The sequence below is a fragment of the Bradyrhizobium sp. UBA2491 genome, from assembly GCF_002341725.1.
Classification (GTDB): domain Bacteria; phylum Pseudomonadota; class Alphaproteobacteria; order Rhizobiales; family Xanthobacteraceae; genus Bradyrhizobium.
In genome coordinates this window covers 12,487-30,069 of the sequence record NZ_DDOP01000047.1, presented here as the reverse complement: position 1 = coordinate 30,069, position 17,583 = coordinate 12,487, and the positions used below count along the sequence as shown (strand labels likewise).

The 17,583-nt window shown below is 65.7% G+C and carries 18 protein-coding genes; 11 read left to right on the top strand and 7 right to left on the bottom strand.

Annotation, left to right across the window (positions count from 1 at the left end; all coding sequences use genetic code 11):
- Nucleotides 1–286: 286 nt before the first annotated feature.
- From B2W55_RS15855 to B2W55_RS15835, 5 genes are all read left to right on the top strand, one after another.
- On the top strand, nt 287–508 hold the full coding sequence (locus B2W55_RS15855) for a hypothetical protein (RefSeq protein ID WP_024581892.1): 222 nt from the start codon (nt 287–289) through the stop codon (nt 506–508).
- Nucleotides 509–617: 109 nt separating this feature from the next.
- Complete coding sequence (locus tag B2W55_RS15850; RefSeq protein ID WP_024581893.1) at nt 618–1,298, top strand: transglutaminase-like domain-containing protein; 681 nt, start codon at nt 618–620, stop codon at nt 1,296–1,298.
- A gap of 27 nt (nt 1,299–1,325) precedes the next feature.
- The gene (locus B2W55_RS15845) at nt 1,326–2,252 is read left to right on the top strand and encodes a DMT family transporter (protein WP_024581894.1); all 927 of its coding nucleotides are present in this window, start codon (nt 1,326–1,328) and stop codon (nt 2,250–2,252) included.
- Between the two features lie 129 nt (nt 2,253–2,381).
- Complete coding sequence (locus B2W55_RS15840) at nt 2,382–2,549, top strand: hypothetical protein (RefSeq protein ID WP_168200224.1); 168 nt, start codon at nt 2,382–2,384, stop codon at nt 2,547–2,549.
- 678 nt (nt 2,550–3,227) lie between these two features.
- On the top strand, nt 3,228–3,620 hold the full coding sequence (locus B2W55_RS15835) for a hypothetical protein (protein ID WP_024581895.1): 393 nt from the start codon (nt 3,228–3,230) through the stop codon (nt 3,618–3,620).
- Between the two features lie 93 nt (nt 3,621–3,713).
- Here B2W55_RS15835 and B2W55_RS15830 read toward each other — a convergent pair whose 3' ends face one another.
- The 3 genes from B2W55_RS15830 to B2W55_RS15820 form a co-directional block, all read right to left on the bottom strand.
- Nucleotides 3,714–4,166 (bottom strand): hypothetical protein, encoded by a 453-nt coding sequence (locus tag B2W55_RS15830; RefSeq protein ID WP_024581896.1) that lies wholly within the window; start codon nt 4,164–4,166, stop codon nt 3,714–3,716.
- 118 nt (nt 4,167–4,284) lie between these two features.
- Nucleotides 4,285–4,656 (bottom strand): DUF883 family protein, encoded by a 372-nt coding sequence (locus B2W55_RS15825; protein ID WP_024581897.1) that lies wholly within the window; start codon nt 4,654–4,656, stop codon nt 4,285–4,287.
- 136 nt (nt 4,657–4,792) lie between these two features.
- On the bottom strand, nt 4,793–5,905 hold the full coding sequence (locus B2W55_RS15820; RefSeq protein WP_024581898.1) for an AI-2E family transporter: 1,113 nt from the start codon (nt 5,903–5,905) through the stop codon (nt 4,793–4,795).
- A gap of 228 nt (nt 5,906–6,133) precedes the next feature.
- Between B2W55_RS15820 and B2W55_RS15815 the strand changes: the two genes are divergently transcribed.
- The 3 genes from B2W55_RS15815 to B2W55_RS15805 all read left to right on the top strand — a co-directional run bounded on the left by B2W55_RS15815 (nt 6,134) and on the right by B2W55_RS15805 (nt 7,879).
- The gene (locus tag B2W55_RS15815) at nt 6,134–6,952 is read left to right on the top strand and encodes a L,D-transpeptidase (protein WP_024581899.1); all 819 of its coding nucleotides are present in this window, start codon (nt 6,134–6,136) and stop codon (nt 6,950–6,952) included.
- A 26-nt stretch (nt 6,953–6,978) separates the two neighbouring features.
- The gene (locus B2W55_RS15810; protein ID WP_024581900.1) at nt 6,979–7,611 is read left to right on the top strand and encodes a DUF2865 domain-containing protein; all 633 of its coding nucleotides are present in this window, start codon (nt 6,979–6,981) and stop codon (nt 7,609–7,611) included.
- A gap of 112 nt (nt 7,612–7,723) precedes the next feature.
- Complete coding sequence (locus B2W55_RS15805; protein WP_061880958.1) at nt 7,724–7,879, top strand: Thivi_2564 family membrane protein; 156 nt, start codon at nt 7,724–7,726, stop codon at nt 7,877–7,879.
- 88 nt (nt 7,880–7,967) lie between these two features.
- On the opposite strand, the gene B2W55_RS15800 is transcribed toward B2W55_RS15805, so the two are convergent.
- Nucleotides 7,968–10,130, bottom strand: coding sequence for a malate synthase G (locus B2W55_RS15800; RefSeq protein ID WP_024581901.1), 2,163 nt, complete (start codon nt 10,128–10,130; stop codon nt 7,968–7,970).
- Between the two features lie 202 nt (nt 10,131–10,332).
- Nucleotides 10,333–11,577, bottom strand: a complete 1,245-nt coding sequence (locus tag B2W55_RS15795; RefSeq protein ID WP_080890838.1) for an MFS transporter — start codon at nt 11,575–11,577, stop codon at nt 10,333–10,335.
- A 78-nt stretch (nt 11,578–11,655) separates the two neighbouring features.
- Here B2W55_RS15795 and B2W55_RS15790 point away from each other — a divergent pair, with 78 nt between their 5' ends.
- Nucleotides 11,656–12,657 carry an AraC family transcriptional regulator gene (locus tag B2W55_RS15790; RefSeq protein WP_024581902.1) on the top strand — a complete coding sequence of 334 codons (1,002 nt, stop codon included), beginning with the start codon at nt 11,656–11,658 and terminating at the stop codon, nt 12,655–12,657.
- Nucleotides 12,658–12,824: 167 nt separating this feature from the next.
- On the opposite strand, the gene cysC is transcribed toward B2W55_RS15790, so the two are convergent.
- Nucleotides 12,825–14,744 (bottom strand): adenylyl-sulfate kinase, encoded by a 1,920-nt coding sequence (gene cysC / locus B2W55_RS15785; protein ID WP_024581903.1) that lies wholly within the window; start codon nt 14,742–14,744, stop codon nt 12,825–12,827.
- Between the two features lie 24 nt (nt 14,745–14,768).
- On the bottom strand, nt 14,769–15,563 hold the full coding sequence (gene cysD, locus B2W55_RS15780; protein ID WP_024581904.1) for a sulfate adenylyltransferase subunit CysD: 795 nt from the start codon (nt 15,561–15,563) through the stop codon (nt 14,769–14,771).
- A 247-nt stretch (nt 15,564–15,810) separates the two neighbouring features.
- Here cysD and cysG point away from each other — a divergent pair, with 247 nt between their 5' ends.
- Nucleotides 15,811–17,262, top strand: coding sequence for a siroheme synthase CysG (gene cysG / locus B2W55_RS15775; RefSeq protein ID WP_024581905.1), 1,452 nt, complete (start codon nt 15,811–15,813; stop codon nt 17,260–17,262).
- A complete protein-coding gene (locus B2W55_RS15770) occupies nt 17,259–17,576 on the top strand; it encodes a DUF2849 domain-containing protein (RefSeq protein WP_024581906.1) in 318 nt (105 codons plus the stop codon). The genes cysG and B2W55_RS15770 overlap by 4 nt, the downstream gene beginning before the upstream one ends.
- The last annotated feature ends 7 nt before the right edge of the window (nt 17,577–17,583 follow it).

Sequence of the window (17,583 nt, the reverse complement as noted above, 5' to 3'; positions counted from 1 at the left end):
CCATGACTTCACATCATGACTTCAGATCGCTCTGGCTAGTCCGTCGCCAACGGCGTCATTGACGTCGTTCCGGCTGGCGGGACGATCGACGCCATTGTGGATGTCACTGGAATTGCCCATTGCGGCCTCCCGGATTCGCTACATGCGGATCAACATGGCGCGCGGGGCGTTCCAAAAAAGTGAAGGACTGGAGGTATCGTCTGCCGCCGGAATCCTTGGCGCATGCCGGGCCAGCCGGTAGGATGGAACCCGGATGGCAGTTTTGGACCTAAGGGAAAGACGGGGAATGAAGCACGTCGACGTCGCGGTGATCGCAGCCACGCTGTGGCTGCTGGCGTCGATGGTGCTGGACATCCTGACGCCGAAATCGATCACCGCGCTGATGATTGCCACCGCGCTCGCCCCACCGTTCCTGATCGGGATCGGCATCCATTTTGCGCGCGAATATTTCAAGGCGAAGAAGCGCAGCTACCGGCCGCCGCAGTGGGACGAACGCTTCAGGAACTAGAGCTTTTTCGAGCGAAGTGGACACCGCAAACCCGTCAAACGGGCGGCCCGGCGGGGCAGGGCTGCGTCAGCTGCATTGAACTGGGCTCACGGCTTGCTAAGCTTGCGCCATGACCGAGCACCTCACTGACACGATCAGCCGCCTCTACACCGATCCCGGCGAATATGTCGACAGCGACCATCCCGCCGTCGAGGCGTTCGCCCGCGCCGCCGTCCCGGCTGGCGCCAGCGCGCGCGACAAAGCGAGCCGGCTCTACACCGCGGTCCGCGACGGCATTCGCTACAACCCCTATGTCAGCATGCGCTCGCCTGAGAGCTATCGGGCTTCCAGCGTGCTCGCGGCCGGCAACGGCTACTGCGTCGGCAAGGCGGCGCTGTATGCCGCGGCCTGTCGGGTTCACGGCATCCCGGCCCGGGTCGGCTTCGCCGATGTCCGCAACCACCTCACCACCGAGAAGCTGCGCCAGAGCATGGGCTCGGACCTGTTCACCTGGCACGGCTTCACCGAAGTGTTCGTCGACGGCGCCTGGCGCAAGGCGACCCCGACCTTCAACGACACGCTGTGCGCCAAGCTCGGCGTCAAGCCGCTCGACTTCGACGGCCATTCCGACGCGCTGCTGCATCCGTTCGATGGCGAGGGCCGTGCCTACATGCAGTACGTCAACGACCACGGTACCTATCACGACGTCCCGGCCAAATTCCTGATGCGCGAGATGGCGCGCGAATACGCCAACATGCAGGGCGAGGACATGTCCGGCCGCGACATGGAGCAGGAAGCGGCGGAGCAGTAGCGGCACGCTGGCGGAGGGGGCGGTGTCATGGATGCCGAGCTGCCAAAAGCGCAGGCCGCCCGGCCGGCCACCGGCTGGGACGATACGGTCGCGCTGACCGGCTTCATCCTGGTCGCGGTTGGGCAGGCCTCCAATCAGGTTTTGGCGCGCGGCCTTGCCGGGTCGGTGCCGCCGTTCTCGCTGGCTTTCTTCCGCTGGAGCATCATCGCCATCGGACTGGCGCCGTTCGCGATCGCGGCGGTCCGGGACGGCAAGATCCCGCTGGCGCAGAATCTGTGGCCGATCCTCGCCGCCGGCTTCCTCGGCATGTTCCTGTGCGGCGGCCCGGTCTACATCGCGGGCATCACGACCACCGCGATCCACATCGCGCTGATCTTCGCGCTGTCGCCGATCATGGTGCTGTTGATCTCGGCCGCGCTCGGCATCGAGCATATCGGTCCGCTGCAATGGCTCGGCACCGCGCTGGCGCTCGCCGGGGCGCTCTTGATCGTCTCCGGCGGGCACCTCGAGGCGCTGACGCAATCGAGCGCGGCCTGGGGCGATCTGTTGGTGGTCGGTGCGATGCTCGGCTGGTCGGGCTACACGCTGGTGCAGTCCCGCGTCGCGCCGCGCGCTTCGCTGCTGGCGCGGGTCAGCCTGTTCTCGGCAGCCGGTGCGCTGTGCTCGCTGCCGCCGGCGCTTCTGGAAATGTGGACCTCGCCGGCGGCGGTCTTCAATGCCCGGGCATTCGAGGCCTATGTCTTCGCCGGCCTGGTGCCCGGCCTGCTCGCCTATGCCGGCTTCGCCTGGCTCGGTGCACGATTCGGCTCGGTGCGGACGTCGCTGGTGCTCTATGTCGCGCCGATCGCCAGCGCACTGTTGTCATGGCTGATCCTTGGCGAGCCACCCAAGCTGATCCATTTGGTCGGCGGCTTGCTGATCCTCGGCGGCGTCTGGGCGAGCCTGCGCAAATAGGCCGCGCGCGCGGCTCCATCACGACCATTCGTCCCGCTTCATATCCACGGAAAGCTCCGCGGGGATGCAACCTTTTGCCGCGATGTGCGTTGAATCCATCGTCGATTCAATAGCTTATCGGAGTGCCGTATGAATTTGACTCCCCAGCAGCGCAAGGACCGTGACGCGCAGCGTCAGCAAGAGGCGTCGCAGGCGATGAAAGAGCATCGCGCCAACGAGAAGGCCTTCTACGACAATTTCCAACGCCTCAAGGCCGAACGCGAGGCGCGCGAAGCAGCGCAGGCCGCAACGAAGTAGCCGCCGGGAGCCGACCCCTCGCATCCGGATAGGCCGGATCAGACAGATCGAGAAGGAGTGGAAGCGAGCGGGGCGAGCGCGGCGCAATCGGGCTCGCCCCGATGACGAGATGAAATCTCCAGGCTTGTGGAGGACATCAGATGTATTTTGCCGATAAGAAGACGGTGACTTGCAAATGCGGCGAGCCCTTGAGCGAATTGATGCTCGTCGACGACCAGACGACCGGAATCAAGTTTCATGTCGGTCGTTGCCCGTCATGCCGTGAGGTGACGGTTGTTCGATCCCAGGACGCGCCATCCGGCGACGATGCGTGAAGCAGACGGCCCTTCCGCCTCGGCGCGAGGGCCGTCCGTGCACTGACCCGCTTGCGAGACGGAGCATGCACGACAGGCCGGCTGACGCATCGCGCGTGAAAGGCCAGAAGAGCCGCTGAAAAAAGAGCAGGGCGCGACCGGCATCACCACGGTCGCGCCCTACGTCGCCGGTCAATGGGGCAGGGGGAATAACCGGCTGTTGCAATGACTCGCAGACCCCCGGACTCGTTCCGCGCGTGTGAAAATTTTTCCGTACACGGTTAAGTGATGGCCGGACGCGAGAACCCCACGGGTTTCGTTCGCGTTGTGTCCGTGCTCGCCGAGGGATTGTTTAGCGGATTTCCATGGGGCGAAGGACATCACCATGTCGAAGAGACAGAAGGCAGTTTTTGCTGTGTTGGCGGTCGGACTGACGCTCGGCGCAGTCCAGCTCGCATCCGGTCATGATCTCATCGGCGGCCAGCAGGTCACGACCGCATTGGCGCCGGAGAGCGCAGTCAATCGCGCTGCGAAGACCGACCGCGCCGCGGTTCCGGCGGCCGGCCTGGCGAGTCGCACGGTCGCGCTGAAGGTCGATCGGCTTCCCGATACATCGGTGCTGGTCCGCGTCCCTGTGGCCAGGGAAGAGGCCCGCAATCACCCGGCAGCACCCGGTCGCGCCAGCCCGGGCGATACCCGCAAGGTGGCCTGCGAGCCCGTGGTCAGCGTCCTGACCGAGGTCGCCAAGCTGCTGCAGCCCGGCCGCTGCGTGACTTGAACTCCGGTATCTCACCGTCATTCCCCGGTGCGCAATAGCGCAATTGGGGGCGCCCCTTGGCGCGAGCCCAGGAATGACGGTTGATAGGCGCTGCTATTCTTCTTCGTCCGGCTCGCTATCGCCGCTCGCCGCGCCGCGGCTTGCCATCAGGCCGAGCGCCAGCCCACCGACCGCGAGGATCGGGATCAGGCGCTTGACGCCGATGGCGCGGACGATCTGCAGGCCGGTGGCGATCAATGCGGGGTCGGCGAACGCGGTTGCCGCGGCTGATTTCGCGGCCTTCGCAGCTTTCTCGGCGCGCCTCTGCATCTCGCGCTTGCGTGCCGCGTAGACGGCAATCACGATCAGCGCGACGATCAGGAATACCGCGGCGCCGGAGAGGCACGCTTCCACCGGCCCATAGTGCTGCAGCACATAGACGAAGGCCGCCGCGCACAGGAAGGCGACCGTGATGAACAGCGCGATCCCGGCCGCGGCCGCAAGCGACGTCAGCCGCAGCGCGCTGCCGGTGGATTCCTTGACGTCATTGATCAGCCGCTGAAGCATTGATGGTCCGTGCCCTGAATCTTGCCTTGAAAAGCGCATCGACAAACGAGGTGGCGGCGCACCAGCGCTGCCATCTCGCCCAGAAGGATGGATTGCGCAGGGTGCGCATGCGGTCTGGCTAGCGACGCCAGGTGACGCCGATCAGAAAGCCGAGACCAAGCGCAAGGCCGACGGTCGCCAGCGGCCGTTGCGTGATCACCTCTTCCAGCGTTTCCTCGATCGAGGAGGCCGCGTCCTGCGCCGCGCCCATCATCGCGCTGCCGCGCTCCGACACGTCGTCCAAGGTCGATTCGGCGCTGGCGCGTGCATCCTTGTAGTGTCGGCGGGCCTGCTTGCCGGCATTGTTCGCAAACGAATTGAGCGCGTCGGTGATCTGTTCGGTGAGGGCTGCGATATCGTTCTTCACGGCGGTGACATCCTTTTCGAGGCGTTCATAGGTCGCTTTGTCCGTCATGTTCTTGATCCCAAATGCGCTGTCCGTGCTCGACATCGAAAGCTCCCGGAGAATTCGCGTGTCGTGAAAAACGTTTCGCTCCACGCAAGGTTCCAATTGTGCAACCGGCTTTGTTGCTCGACTCTTTTCTCTTCAATCGAAGCGGTGCCCCGCTTCGATTGAAGACGCTGTGTTAGCCCTCCGGCAGCTGCGGCGAATTGACCGGCATCAAATGCTCCTTGACGATCAATCCGACGATCAACAGTGGTGACGACAGGAAGGCGCCCATCGGGCCCCACAGCCAAGTCCAGAACGCAAGCGCCAGGAAGACCGCGAGCGCATTCAGCGACAGCCTGCGGCCGACGATCGTCGGCGTCACGAAATGTCCTTCCATGAAGGTTACGGCCGCGAAGCAGGCCGGCGCCAGCAGCCCGGCACCGACGGTCGGCGCAGAGATGATGCCGACCACGACCAGCACCACGAACATCGCGACCGGGCCGATGATCGGAATGAAATTCAGCGTCGCAGCGAGCGCGCCGAGCCCCGCCGGATTGGGCGTGCCGGTCGCCGCGCAGATCACGCCGGTGGCGATGCCGACGCCGACATTGATCATGGTCACCGTCAGCAGATAGTTGCCGAGATGGGTCTCGAGTTCGTTGAGGATCCGCAGCGTCCGAAGCCGCGCCGCGCGTTCGTTGAAGGTCATCACCAGGGCGCGGCGCAAATCCTTCCAGCTCGCGATGAACAGGATCAGGGTCGCGACGAACAGCAGGAATTCGGCGAAGGTCGGCGACAGGAATTCCAGCGTCGGCTGCACCCATTCGAATTTCGGCAGCTGGAACGCGGCCAGCGTGTCGGAGCCGCCGACCATGCTCTGTAGCTCCTGCCACAGCGCCAGCGGCCGGTCGAACACATGCAGCTTCTCCTTCAGCATCGCGCCGAGCTCGGGCAGCCGCGAGCTCCATTCCATCACCGGGGAGGCGATCAGCCCGACCATGAAGGCGACCGCCGCGCCGACCGCGATCACGATCAGCACGGCGCCGAGCGGGCGCGGGATCCGGTAGCGTTCGAGCAGGCTTGCCGCCGGCGACAGCATGGTGCCGACGATGAAGGCCATCGTGATCGGAAGGAAGAAGGCGCGTGCCAGATACAGCACAGCCACCACGACGATGACCAGCAGCGCGACCAGCGCAAAGGCGACGACCTCCGCGCGCCGGATGACCGGCGGCAATTCGGCCTTGCTGTCGGGGATGGGCGTGCCTTCGGGCGCATTGCCAAGCAGGCGCTGACTCGGAAAGGCGCGCACCAAATTCCTCCCGCACGAGGACAACAAACGTCGCGCCGCGAGCCTGCCCCGCGCGCCAAAATGTGCGTAACAACGGCCCGCTCTCCGAAAAGTTCCATCGCGGCTTCGTGAGGCGTGACGGGTTGACAATCGCGCTTTCGGGACGATTCGCGGCGGAACTCCCGCGCGGTCCCGCGCGTTGCATCGTCACAGCATCACCACGATGCGCATCCCGTTCAGGGGCAGCACATGACAGAGCAGTCTTTCTCCAGCCGCCGGCTTGCGTCGCGCGCCGCGCGGACCTTTGCCTTCGCCAGCGTCTTGTTCGTGGCGCCGTTCGTCCTCACCAATCCGGCCAGCGCCCAGGTCAGTTCTTCCGCGCTCGGTTATGCGTCGACGCAGCCTGGCGCATATCCCTCCGACGAGGTGATGAACGATCCCTCGACCGAAGCCACCGAGGACGGCGCGCTGCCGGCGCGGCTGCGTCCGACCACGGTCGCGCTCAACACGACCGAGGCGCCGGGCACCATCATCATCGATACCGGCAACACGGCGCTTTATTATGTGCTCGGCGGCGGTCGGGCGATCCGCTACGGCGTAGGCGTCGGCCGCGAGGGCTTCACCTGGGCCGGCACCCAGACCATCACCCGCAAGGCGGAATGGCCGGACTGGCATCCGCCGGCCGAGATGATCAAGCGCCAGCCCTATCTGCCGCGCTTCATGGCCGGCGGCCCGGGTAACCCGCTCGGCGCCCGCGCGATGTATCTTGGTTCGAGCGAGTACCGCATCCACGGCACCAATGATCCCACGACGATCGGCAAGTTCGTGTCGTCGGGCTGCATCCGTCTGACCAATGAAGACGTCTCCGACCTGTTCAGCCGGGTCGATGTCGGCACCAAGGTCGTGGTGCTGCCGAAGAACGCAGCCCATCTGGCCGCGCGTGAGATCGGCCCGGCCCCGACGCAGATCTCGGCCCGGCCGATGCCGCTGCAACCGCGTCCCGCGGTCATGACGCTGCCGTCGGGCCGTCAGGCAATGAACATCCCGGCGGGTTCGTCGTTGTACTGAGCATCGGCGTTGCACCGGGGAGCGGTATGATGAAGCTCAATTCCAGGCGGTGGGCGTTCGGGACGGCGGCATTGCTCGCTTTGTCCCTTGCGCCCGCGGCGCAGGCCCAGGATTTCTTCTCGCAACTGTTCGGCGGCTTCATCCAGGACCGCCCACCGGTGATCCGGATGCCGTTCGACGACGGCCCGGTGCCGATGGCGCCGCGGGTCGAACGCCGTGCGCGCTACGATGTCGGCCAGGCCTATTGCGTGCGCACCTGCGACGGCCGCTACTTCCCGCTGGCGGCGACCGGCAACCAGAGCAAGGCGGAAAGCTGCAACAGCTTCTGTCCGGCGAGCGCGACCGAGGTGGTCTATGGCGGCAACATCGACAACGCCGCGACCGAAGACGGCAAGCCGTACTCCGAACTGCCGAACGCATACCGCTATCGCGACCAGATCGTTTCGGGTTGCACCTGCAACGGCAAGGACCCCGTCGGCCTCGCGGCTGTCAAGATCGAGGACGATCCGACCCTGCGCAAGGGCGATATCGTCGCCGGCAAGGACGGGTTGATGGCGGTCGGCCGCCCGGATCGCCGCGGCGCGTCGCTCAACTTCACGCCGGCGCCGGATCGCGTCCGCGCCAAGTACGAACGTGCACCGGTGCTGGCGCGTGAATAGCATCGCCTCGACGGACGAGGCGCATTCGGTTCCGGCGTAGGGAACCGGTCTCATCTTCGCACGTTAGTTCAGTGCGAACACCACAATCACCGATGCCATCAGGGGGCCCCGCATGCTCGTCGGCGTACTCGTCACTTTCCTTGTCGTTATCCTGGTTCTTTATCTCATCAACATGCTGCCGCTCGACGGCCGCGCCAAGCAGATCGCACGGGTCGTCGTCATCATCATCGGCATCGTCTCGCTGCTGAAATATCTCGCGGTGTTTTAGGATCGCCGTTGCAAGCGAAACGACTTGTCTCCAACCAAAAAAGCCCCGGCGCATCGCCGGGGCTTTTGCTTGTCGCAGGATTCGCGGATCAGCCCGCGGCCTTGGCCTCGCGGCGGCGTGCGGTGAGGATGTATTCGGTGTAGCCGTTCGGTTGGGTGCGGCCCTCGAACACCAGATCGCAGGCGGCCTTGAACGCGACGCCATCGAATGACGGCGCCATCGGCTTGTAGAGACTGTCGCCGGCATTCTGCTTGTCGACCACGACGGCCATCCGCTTCAACGATTCCATCACCTGATCCCGGGTGATGACGCCCTGATGCAGCCAGTTCGCCAGATGCTGGCTCGAGATGCGCAGCGTGGCGCGATCTTCCATCAGGCCGACGTCGTGGATGTCAGGCACCTTGGAGCAGCCGACGCCCTGGTCGATCCAGCGCACGACGTAACCCAGGATGCCCTGGCAGTTGTTGTCGATCTCCTGCTTGACGTCGTCGGGCGCCCAGTTCGACTGCGACACCGGAATGGTGAGGATGTCGGACAGCTTGGCGCGCGGGCCGCCCTTGGCGAGCTCCTGCTGGCGGGCGATCACGTTGACCTGGTGATAGTGCAGCGCGTGCAGCGTGGCGGCGGTCGGCGACGGCACCCAGGCGGTGGTGGCGCCGGCCTGCGGATGGCCGATCTTCTGCGCCAGCATGTCCGCCATCTTGTCGGGCGCGGCCCACATGCCCTTGCCGATCTGGGCATGGCCGGGCAGGCCATCGACCAGACCGGTGTCGACGTTCCAGTCCTCATAGGCCTTGATCCAGGGCTGCGCCTTCATGTCGTTCTTGCGGATCATCGGACCCGCTTCCATCGAGGTGTGGATCTCGTCGCCGGTGCGGTCGAGGAATCCAGTGTTGATGAACATGATGCGCTTGGAGGCGCGCTGGATGCACGCCTTGAGGTTGACCGTGGTGCGGCGCTCCTCGTCCATGATGCCGACCTTGATGGTGTTCTCCGGCAGGCCGAGCATCTTTTCGACCTCGGCGAACAGGTCGCAGGTCAGCGTCACTTCATCGGGGCCGTGCATCTTCGGCTTGACGATATAGACCGAGCCGGTGCGGCTGTTCTTGGTCTTGGAATTGCCCTTGAGGTCGTGGATCGCGAGCAGCCCGGCGACCGCAGCATCGAGCAGGCCTTCCGGAATCTCCTCGCCCTTGGCGTCGAGCACCGCGTCGGTGAACATGTGGTGGCCGACATTGCGCATCAGCAGCAGGCTGCGGCCGTGCAGCTTCAGCTCGCCGCCGTCAGGCTTCTTGTAGACGCGGTCGGCATTGAGCGCGCGCGTCAGCGTCTTGCCGCCCTTCTCGAAATCGGCCGACAGCGTGCCGTTCATCAGGCCGAGCGTGTTGCGATAGACCAGCACCTTGTCCTCGGCGTCGACGGCGGCAACCGAGTCTTCCATGTCGAGGATGGTGGAGACCGCCGATTCCAGGATCATGTCGGCGACGCCGGCCGGATCGTCCTTGCCGATCGTGTTGTTGCGGTCGATCTTGACCTCGACATGCATGCCGTTGTTGACGAGCAGGATCGCGCTCGGGGACGCGGCGTCGCCCTGATAGCCGGCGAACTGCGCGCCGTTCTTCAGCGCGGTGGCGTTGCCGCTCTTCAGCTTGGCCGAGAGCTGGCCCGAGATCACGCTGTAGGAGGTCACGTCGGTGTGGCTCGCGGTCGCAAGCGGGACGGCGGCATCGAGGAAGGCCTTGGCCTTGGCGATCACCTTGTCGCCGCGGGCCTTGTTGTAGCCACGGCCAGCCTCGCTCGGATCGTGCGGGATCGCGTCGGTGCCGTAGAAGGCGTCGTACAGCGAGCCCCAGCGCGCGTTGGCGGCGTTCAGCGCGTAGCGGGCGTTGGTCAGCGGCACCACGAGCTGCGGGCCGCAGATCTTGCCGATCTCTTCGTCCACATTGGCCGTCTCGACCTTGTGGGTCGCCGGCTCCGGCAACAGATAGCCGATCTCCTTGAGGAAGGCGGTGTAGGCGTTGATGTCGAACGCCTTGCCCTTGTGGGCGCGATGCCAGTCGTCGATCTTGGCCTGTAGCGTGTCGCGCACGGCGAGCAGCTCGCGGTTCTTCGGTCCGAGCTTCTGGATAATGGCGGCAAGTCCGGCCCAGAACGCGTCCGGCGCGATCCCGGTCTTGGGCGTCGCCTCCTTGGCGATGAAATCGAACAGGACAGGGGCGATCTTCAATCCGTGGGCATCGACACGAGTCATGATGGGCTTTCTCAAAGAAATGGGGCGTTTAGGCGCTGTTTTCGAACGAAATCAGCAAAAAACGCGCCAAAGGGCCGCGTTCACGGCTCTTTTAGCCTTAAAGCCACGGCTCTGAGAAGGCCCCTTTGCCGGGCTCCGCTGCTGCGTCATGCCGCTGTAGGCGGAGCATCCGGGGTGTCGCGGTTCTCCCGCCTTGCGACGGTCAGGAAGGCTTGGTCCGGACCTTGGTCGCGATCAGCAGGACGGCGAGCAGCAGGGGAATGGCGCCGGCGACGAACACGGCGGGCGCGCCCATGACGTCGAGGACCAGCCCGCCGCCGGCGGCGCCCGTGGTGATGCCGAGGAAGATCGAGGCCACCGTCATTCCGGTGCCGCTTTCCGTCTCATCGGGCACCATGCGCGTGATCCAGGTCGTCGTCGCCACAGGAACGCCGCTGAAGGCAAAGCCCCAGAGCGCGACCAGCACCAGCGCGGGAACGACATCCTTGCCATAGGCCGCAAGCAACAGGCCGACCAGGCCGATGAGGAACGGCATCGCGATCATCGTGAGCTTGAGTTTGCGTTCGGCCAGGAAGCCGCTCACGAACGAGCCGAGATAGTTGGCGACGCCGAATGCGAGCAAGGTCGCGGCGACGCCGGCCGCGCTCAGCCCGGTCACGTTTTCAAGGAACGGGCGGATATAGCCGAAATAGCCGAAATGTCCGGTGAAGACCAAGGTCGCCGCCAGGATGCCGGCGCCGATCCCCGGACGTTGCAGGATCTCGATCAAGGTGCCGAACCCGGCTGCTCCCCTCGGGGCCAGACGCGGCAGCACCAGCGCCTGCACCACGAACACGATGCCGGCAAACGCCGTCGCCAGCAGGAACACAGCGCGCCAGCTCATCACCTCGCCGAGATAGCTGCCGAGCGGCACGGCGATGATCATCGCGGCGGGAACGCCGCTCATCACGATCGACAAAGCGCGCGGCACCAGCGCTGTCGGCACCAGGCGGATCGTCGTCGCCGCCGCCATCGCCCAGAAGCCGCCGAGGGCGAGGCCGAGCACGATCCGCGCCGTGAGCAGGAAGGTGATGTTGGGCGCCAGCGCCACTAGCAGATTGGAGATTGCCAGAAGAACAGCGAAGCTGAGCAGCACCGGCTTGCGGTTGAAGCTGCGCGTCAGTGTCGGGGTGAACAATGCGCCGACCAGGCCGGCCAGCGAGGTCGTGGTCACCGCCTGACCGGCGAGGCCCGGACTCACGCCGAGATCCCTTGCCATCGGCGTCAGCAATCCGGACGGCAGGAACTCTGCTGTCAGAAGGGCGGTGACACCCAGCATCATCGCAGCGACCGCCAACCATGCCGGCTGTTCCGACGCGAGCGGTTCAGCCCCGCGCGCCACGTCGCGCGCCGTCAGCGCGACCAGATCATCTGCCTGCGCCAGAGCGGGGTTTACTTCCTGATCCATCGACTGACTTCCATCCTGTGCTGCGGTGCCGCACACATAGGCTGGAGGTTTCGGAGTATCTATGCCATAAACGCTCCAATGTTTGATCGTGCGTCCAAATCACCTGCCACCCCTCCGGCAGACGCCGTCGTTGATCTGGTAAGCGAACTGCTGCTCGGCATGCGGCTCGAGGGGGTTCACTACCGCCGGGTCGCGACCAGGGCGCCGTTCGGCTTTCGGTTCGAGACGCCGGTCGGGCGCGCCCAATTTCACTTCGTTGCGCATGGCACCGCGTTTCTGCGCCACGCCGATGGGCAGGTGCTGCCGCTCGGATGCGGTGATGCCATCTTCCTGCCGCGCGGCGGCGCGCACGATCTCGTCTCGGCTGCGGACGAGCCGAGCTTCGATGTCGAGCGCTTCGAGACCGAGACGCTGTGCGGCAATGTCGATGTGACCTCGGCCTGCCCTGAGGGATGCCCGGATGGCGAGCGGGTGCTGATCTTCAGCGCGTGCATGAACTTCGATCTCGGCGGCATGCGTCCGCTGATCGCCCAGATGCCGGAAGTCATGCAGGTTGGCACAATGCTCGCGCGCGAGCCGGAGATCGAACCGATCCTGAAGGCGATGGAGCGCGAGACCTGTACGCCGCGGGTCGGCTCCGTCGGCGTCATGGCGCGGCTCGCCGATGTTCTTGCCGCCTCGATCGTGCGGGCCTGGGTTGAGTGCGGTGGCGACAAAGCCGTTGGCTGGTTCGAGGCCCTGCGCGATCCGCGTCTCGGCCGTGCCATCGGCGCGCTGCATCGCGCACCCGGCCGCAACTGGACGGTTGCCGAACTGGCGGCGGAGGCCGGTTGCTCGCGCTCGCTGTTTGCCGAACGCTTCCAGTCGATGACCGGACTGTCGCCCGCGCGCTATCTGGCCGAATTGCGCATGCGCCTTGCGGCGCAGTGGATCGAGCATGAACGCCAGCCGATCGATCTGGTCGCGCGCCAACTCGGCTATGCGTCGCAAGCGGCCTTCAGCCGCGCCTTCAAGCGGATCACCGGGCAATCGCCCGGGATGATGCGGCAGGCGGCGGGAAGCCAGCGCGCCGCGGAATAATTGCGCGCGATGCGGTCGCGTGACGATGCACATCTCGTCTTACACACCGCCGTCATGCCTCGCTTCAAGCGGGGCATCCAGTACGCCGGGGGCTATCGGCTCAAGCACCGATGTCTCTGGAATACTGGGTCGTCCGGTCAAGCCGGACGACGACAGATCAGGCAGCCCTAGATGTTCGCCGCGAGGTCGGTCAGCTCATCGAACAGCACGCCGGTCTCGGCCAGCATCCGCTCGATCTCGTCGGTGGCCTCGGTGACCGAGCGGTTCGAGGTGTCGATGGTCAGCTCATTGCCGGTCGGCGGCTGGTAGTCGTTGGTGATGCCGGTAAACGAGGGCAATCCGCCCGAGCGCGCCTTGGCGTAATGGCCCTTGGGATCGCGGGTCTCGCAGACCTCGGCGGGTGTCGCGACATAGATTTCTCGGAATGCACTGTCGGCGATCCGGCGTGCGGCGGCGCGGTCGGCTGCCGATGGCGACACCGCGGCGACGATCGCGATATGGCCGTTGCGCGCCAGATGGGTTGCGACCTCGGCGAGGCGGCGGATGTTCTCGGCGCGATCCTGCGACGAGAAGCCGAGATCGCTGTTGAGGCCCGCGCGCAGCGTGTCGCCGTCGAGCAGGATCGGCGAGCCGCCAATGCTGAACAGGCGCCGCTCCAGCGCTTTCGCCAAAGTCGACTTGCCCGAGCCGGGCAGGCCGGTCAGCCAGATCACCGCGCCATTGTGATGGTACCGCGCCGAGCGTTCATCCAGCCGCAGCGCGGATTCCACCGGCACGATATCGACCGGCACCGCGGGCCGGCCGGCGTCGACCGACAGCACGAGGCCACCGCCGGCGATGCGGCCGTTGACTTCGATCACCAGGCGTCCGGTGCGCGGATTGTCGGTGTAGGGATCGGTCGCGACCGGCTGCGCCAGCGAGATGTCGATCTCGCCGACATGGTTGCGCGCGATCGCTGAGTTCTCTTCGTTCGACAGCGCGCCGGGATCGATCGCCTTCTCGATCGCGACCACGGTGGCGCGGCTTTCCTTGGTGCCGAGCCGGATCAGGATCTGCTCGCCCTTGGTCAGCGGCTTGTCGTGCAGCCAGAAGATCCGCGCGCGGATGCGGCGGGTGTCGCGCGGGCTTTGCCCGGCATGGCCGATGATGTCGCCGCGCTCGAGGAACAGTTCGCGGTCGAGCGTGATGCCGACCGAGCGTCCGGCGCCCTGCGGACCGTTGACCGGCGTCACCGGCCAGCTCTCGACCGTCTTGATCTTCGCGATCTTGCCGGTCGGCATGATCACGATCTCGTCGCCGGCCTTCAGGCTGCCGGACTCGACGCGGCCGGCCACGATGCGACGGTCGTCGAACTTGTAGATCGCCTGCACCGGCAGCCGCAGCGCCAGTTCGGCCAGCGGCTTTGCCGGCTCGAGCGCATCGAGCGCCTCGACCACGGTCGGTCCCTTGTACCAGTCGATCCGCGGCGTGTGCTCGGCGACGCCGTCACCATCGCGCGCGGAGATCGGAACCACGGCGGTCGGCGTTACGCCCAGGCCGATCAGGTGCGCGGAAATCTCCGCGCTGATCTCGTTGAATCGAGCGGCGCTGAAATCGACCCGGTCCATCTTGTTGACGACGACCGCGACCTGCTTCACGCCGAGCAGATGCAGCAGATAGCCGTGCCGGCGGGTCTGCGAGCGGACGCCTTCGAGCGCGTCGATGATCAGCACCGCGCCATCGGCCTGCGAGGCACCGGTGATCATGTTGCGCAAGAACTCGGCATGGCCGGGCGCGTCGATCAGCACCACATCGCGCGAGCGGGTGCGGAAGCGGATCTGGGTGGTGTCGATGGTGATGCCCTGGTCGCGCTCGGTCTGCAACGCGTCGAGCAGGAACGACCACTCGAACGGCATGCCGCGCCGCGCGCTGACCGCCTTCAGCATCTCCAGCTTGCCGTCCGGCAGGCTGCCGGTCTCATGCAGCAGACGGCCCACCAGCGTGGACTTGCCGTGGTCGACATGGCCGACGATGACGATGCGGACCTGGGGACGCGTGGTGCCGTTCGGGGTCGCCGAGATCGAGGCGGTCGGAAGGATCATGTTCATCGGAGTGCTCACGCCAGACTTGGATCAGAGATAGCCGGCGACGCGCAGCCGCTCGAACGCATCCTCGGTCTCGTGGTCGAGCGCGCGTCCTGCGCGCTCCGGGATCTTGGTGGCATCGAGCTCGGCCAGGATCTCGTCGATGTTGGACGCTGTGGAGGCCACCGGGTTGGTGATGTCCTGATCGCCCAGCGAGCGATAGCGCTTGCCGTCCTTGGCGAGATAGAGCGGGATGATCGGAATGCCTTCGCGCTTGGTGTAGGCCCAGATGTCGGCCTCGGTCCAATGCAGGATCGGGTGGATGCGCAAGTGAGCGCCTTGCGGCGGCGATGCATTGAAGTGATCCCAGAACTCCGGCGGCTGGTCGCGCACGTCCCATTCGCCCTCGAGGCCGCGTGGCGAGAACACGCGCTCCTTGGCGCGGGTCGCTTCCTCGTCGCGGCGGATGCCGGCGATCAATCCATCGAAGCCGTATTTATTGAGAGCGAGCTTCAGACCCTCGGTCTTGCGCGCCGCGGAGCGCGCGGCCGGCGGCAGGGTGGGGTCGACGCTGTCGATCGGCGGGCAGGGCTCGACGCGGAGGTCGAGATCCCACTCCTTGCCGAAGCGATCGCGGAACGCATACATCTCGGGAAACTTCTTGCCGGTGTCGACATGCATCGCCGGGAACGGGACCCGGCCGAAGAACGCCTTGCGCGCCAGCCAGATCATCACGTTGGAATCCTTGCCGAGCGACCACAGCAGCGCGAGCTTCTTCAGCCGGGCGAACGCCTCGCGCAGAATGTAGATGCTCTGGGCCTCCAGCTCGTCGAGATGATCCATCGTCGGAGCGGCCTGAAGGGCCGAAACTCCCGGCACGGAAGATGCTTGTGCAAGGGCTGCGGACCGCGTTCCGGCAGCGGCGGATTCGTTGTCGAGAAGATGCATCTCTTGGCCTTGGCCTGTGGAGTTGAAAATTCTAAAGTTGCGCTGCAATAGAGAAGAAATAATTTTCTCTTTGCTGGGCTTGATCGAGAGATAAATAGAAAATAATTTCAGTCAACCCCCAAATTGGGGAAGCGAGTGTCTGATGCGATACCTGCCTGTGTTTCTGGATCTGCAAAGCGGCAAGGTGCTGCTCGTTGGAGCGGGCGAGCTCGCGCGCGCCAAGTTGCGGCTGCTCGCGGCTGCCGGCGCCGCCGTGCGCTGGTACGCGACCGATGGCGATCATGAGCTCTCCGGCATCGCGGCAGAGGACGCCGCGCGCATCGAGCGCGCCGAGGGCGATCCGCTTGCGGCCGATCTCTCCGACGTCATCGCCATTCTCTGTGCCGGTGCAGGCGACATCGGGGTTGCGATGTCGGTGCGCGCGAAGGCTGTCGGCCTGCCGGTCAATGTGATGGACGACCTCGTCCATTCCACCTTCATCATGCCGGCGATCGTCGATCGCGGCGATGTCGTGGTCGCGGTCGGCACCGGCGGCACGTCGCCGGTGGTGGCGCGCCGCATCCGCGAGACGATCGAGGCGGTGCTGCCGGCACGGATCGGCGATCTCGCCGGCTTCATCGGCCGCTTCCGCAAATCGATGCATGCGCGCATCGACGAGTTTCCGCTGCGCCGCCGCTTCTGGGAGCGCATCGTCGATGGCCCGATCGGCGCGCTGGTGCTGGCCGGCCGCAAGGACGAAGCCGAGCAGGCGCTCAACGCAATCGCCGATCCCGCCGCCTTCGCCGGCGCTGACGCTGAAGGCAAGGCCGTTGGTCATGTCACCTTGGTCGGCGCCGGTCCCGGCGATCCGGACCTGCTCACGGTGAAGGCGCTGCGCGCGTTGCAGGATGCCGACGTCGTGTTCTATGACGAATTGGTGTCAGCTGAGATTCTCGACCGCATCCGGCGCGATGCGACGCGGATTCCGGTCGGCCGCCGTGTCGGCAAGCCCGGCATCGGCCAGGACGCCATCAACCATCTGATGATCGAGGCCGCGCAATCCGGCCAGCGCGCGGTGCGGCTGAAGGGCGGTGATCCCTTTATCTTCGGCCGCGGCGGCGAGGAGATCGAGGCGCTGCGCGATGCCGGTGTCGCCTACTCCATTATTCCCGGCGTCTCCGCCGGTCTCGGCGCGGCCGCGCAATTCGAGGTGCCGCTGACCTTCCGCCACGAGGCGCTGCGCATCACCTTCCTGACCGCGCACAAGGCGCGCGACGCCGAGGTGGTCGACTGGTCAGTGCTGACCGACAAGAAGATGACCGTCGTCGTCTACATGGGCATGACCGCGGCGCCGTCGATCCGCGACGGCATGCTCGCCGCCGGCCGTTCGCCGGAGACGCCGGTCGGCGTGTTCGCGCGCGTGACGCGGCCGGATGCCAAGGCCGCGGTCGGCACGCTGGCGCGGCTGCCCGAACTGGTCAAACAGGTCGATGGCGGTCCCGCTGTTCTCATCATCGGCGACGTGGTCGCGCACTCCGCGCCGTGGAGCCGATCCAACGTCACCCAATTGTTCTCCAACCAGATGTTCTCCGAACTGCTGAAAGCTGCCGAATGACCTCTCCGCTCGAACAGAAGAAAATCAGGATCACGGGCCCCTCGATGGTCACCGCCAACCGGACCTGGGACGGCGCCGTGGTGTACCGGACCGCCAAGCAGGGCTGGTCCACCGAACTCGCCGACTCCGCGATCGTCACCACGTCCGACGAGGCCCGCGCGCTGCTGGCCGAAGCCGCCGCCGACGACGTCGGCGCGGTCGGCCCCTACATCGCGCCGGTCGAGCTCAAGGACGGCGGCAAGGTCAATCCGGGCAACCTCCGCGAATATATCCGCGCCAAGGGCGTCACCATCGATCTCCAGGTCCCCGCGTAAAGCGCGC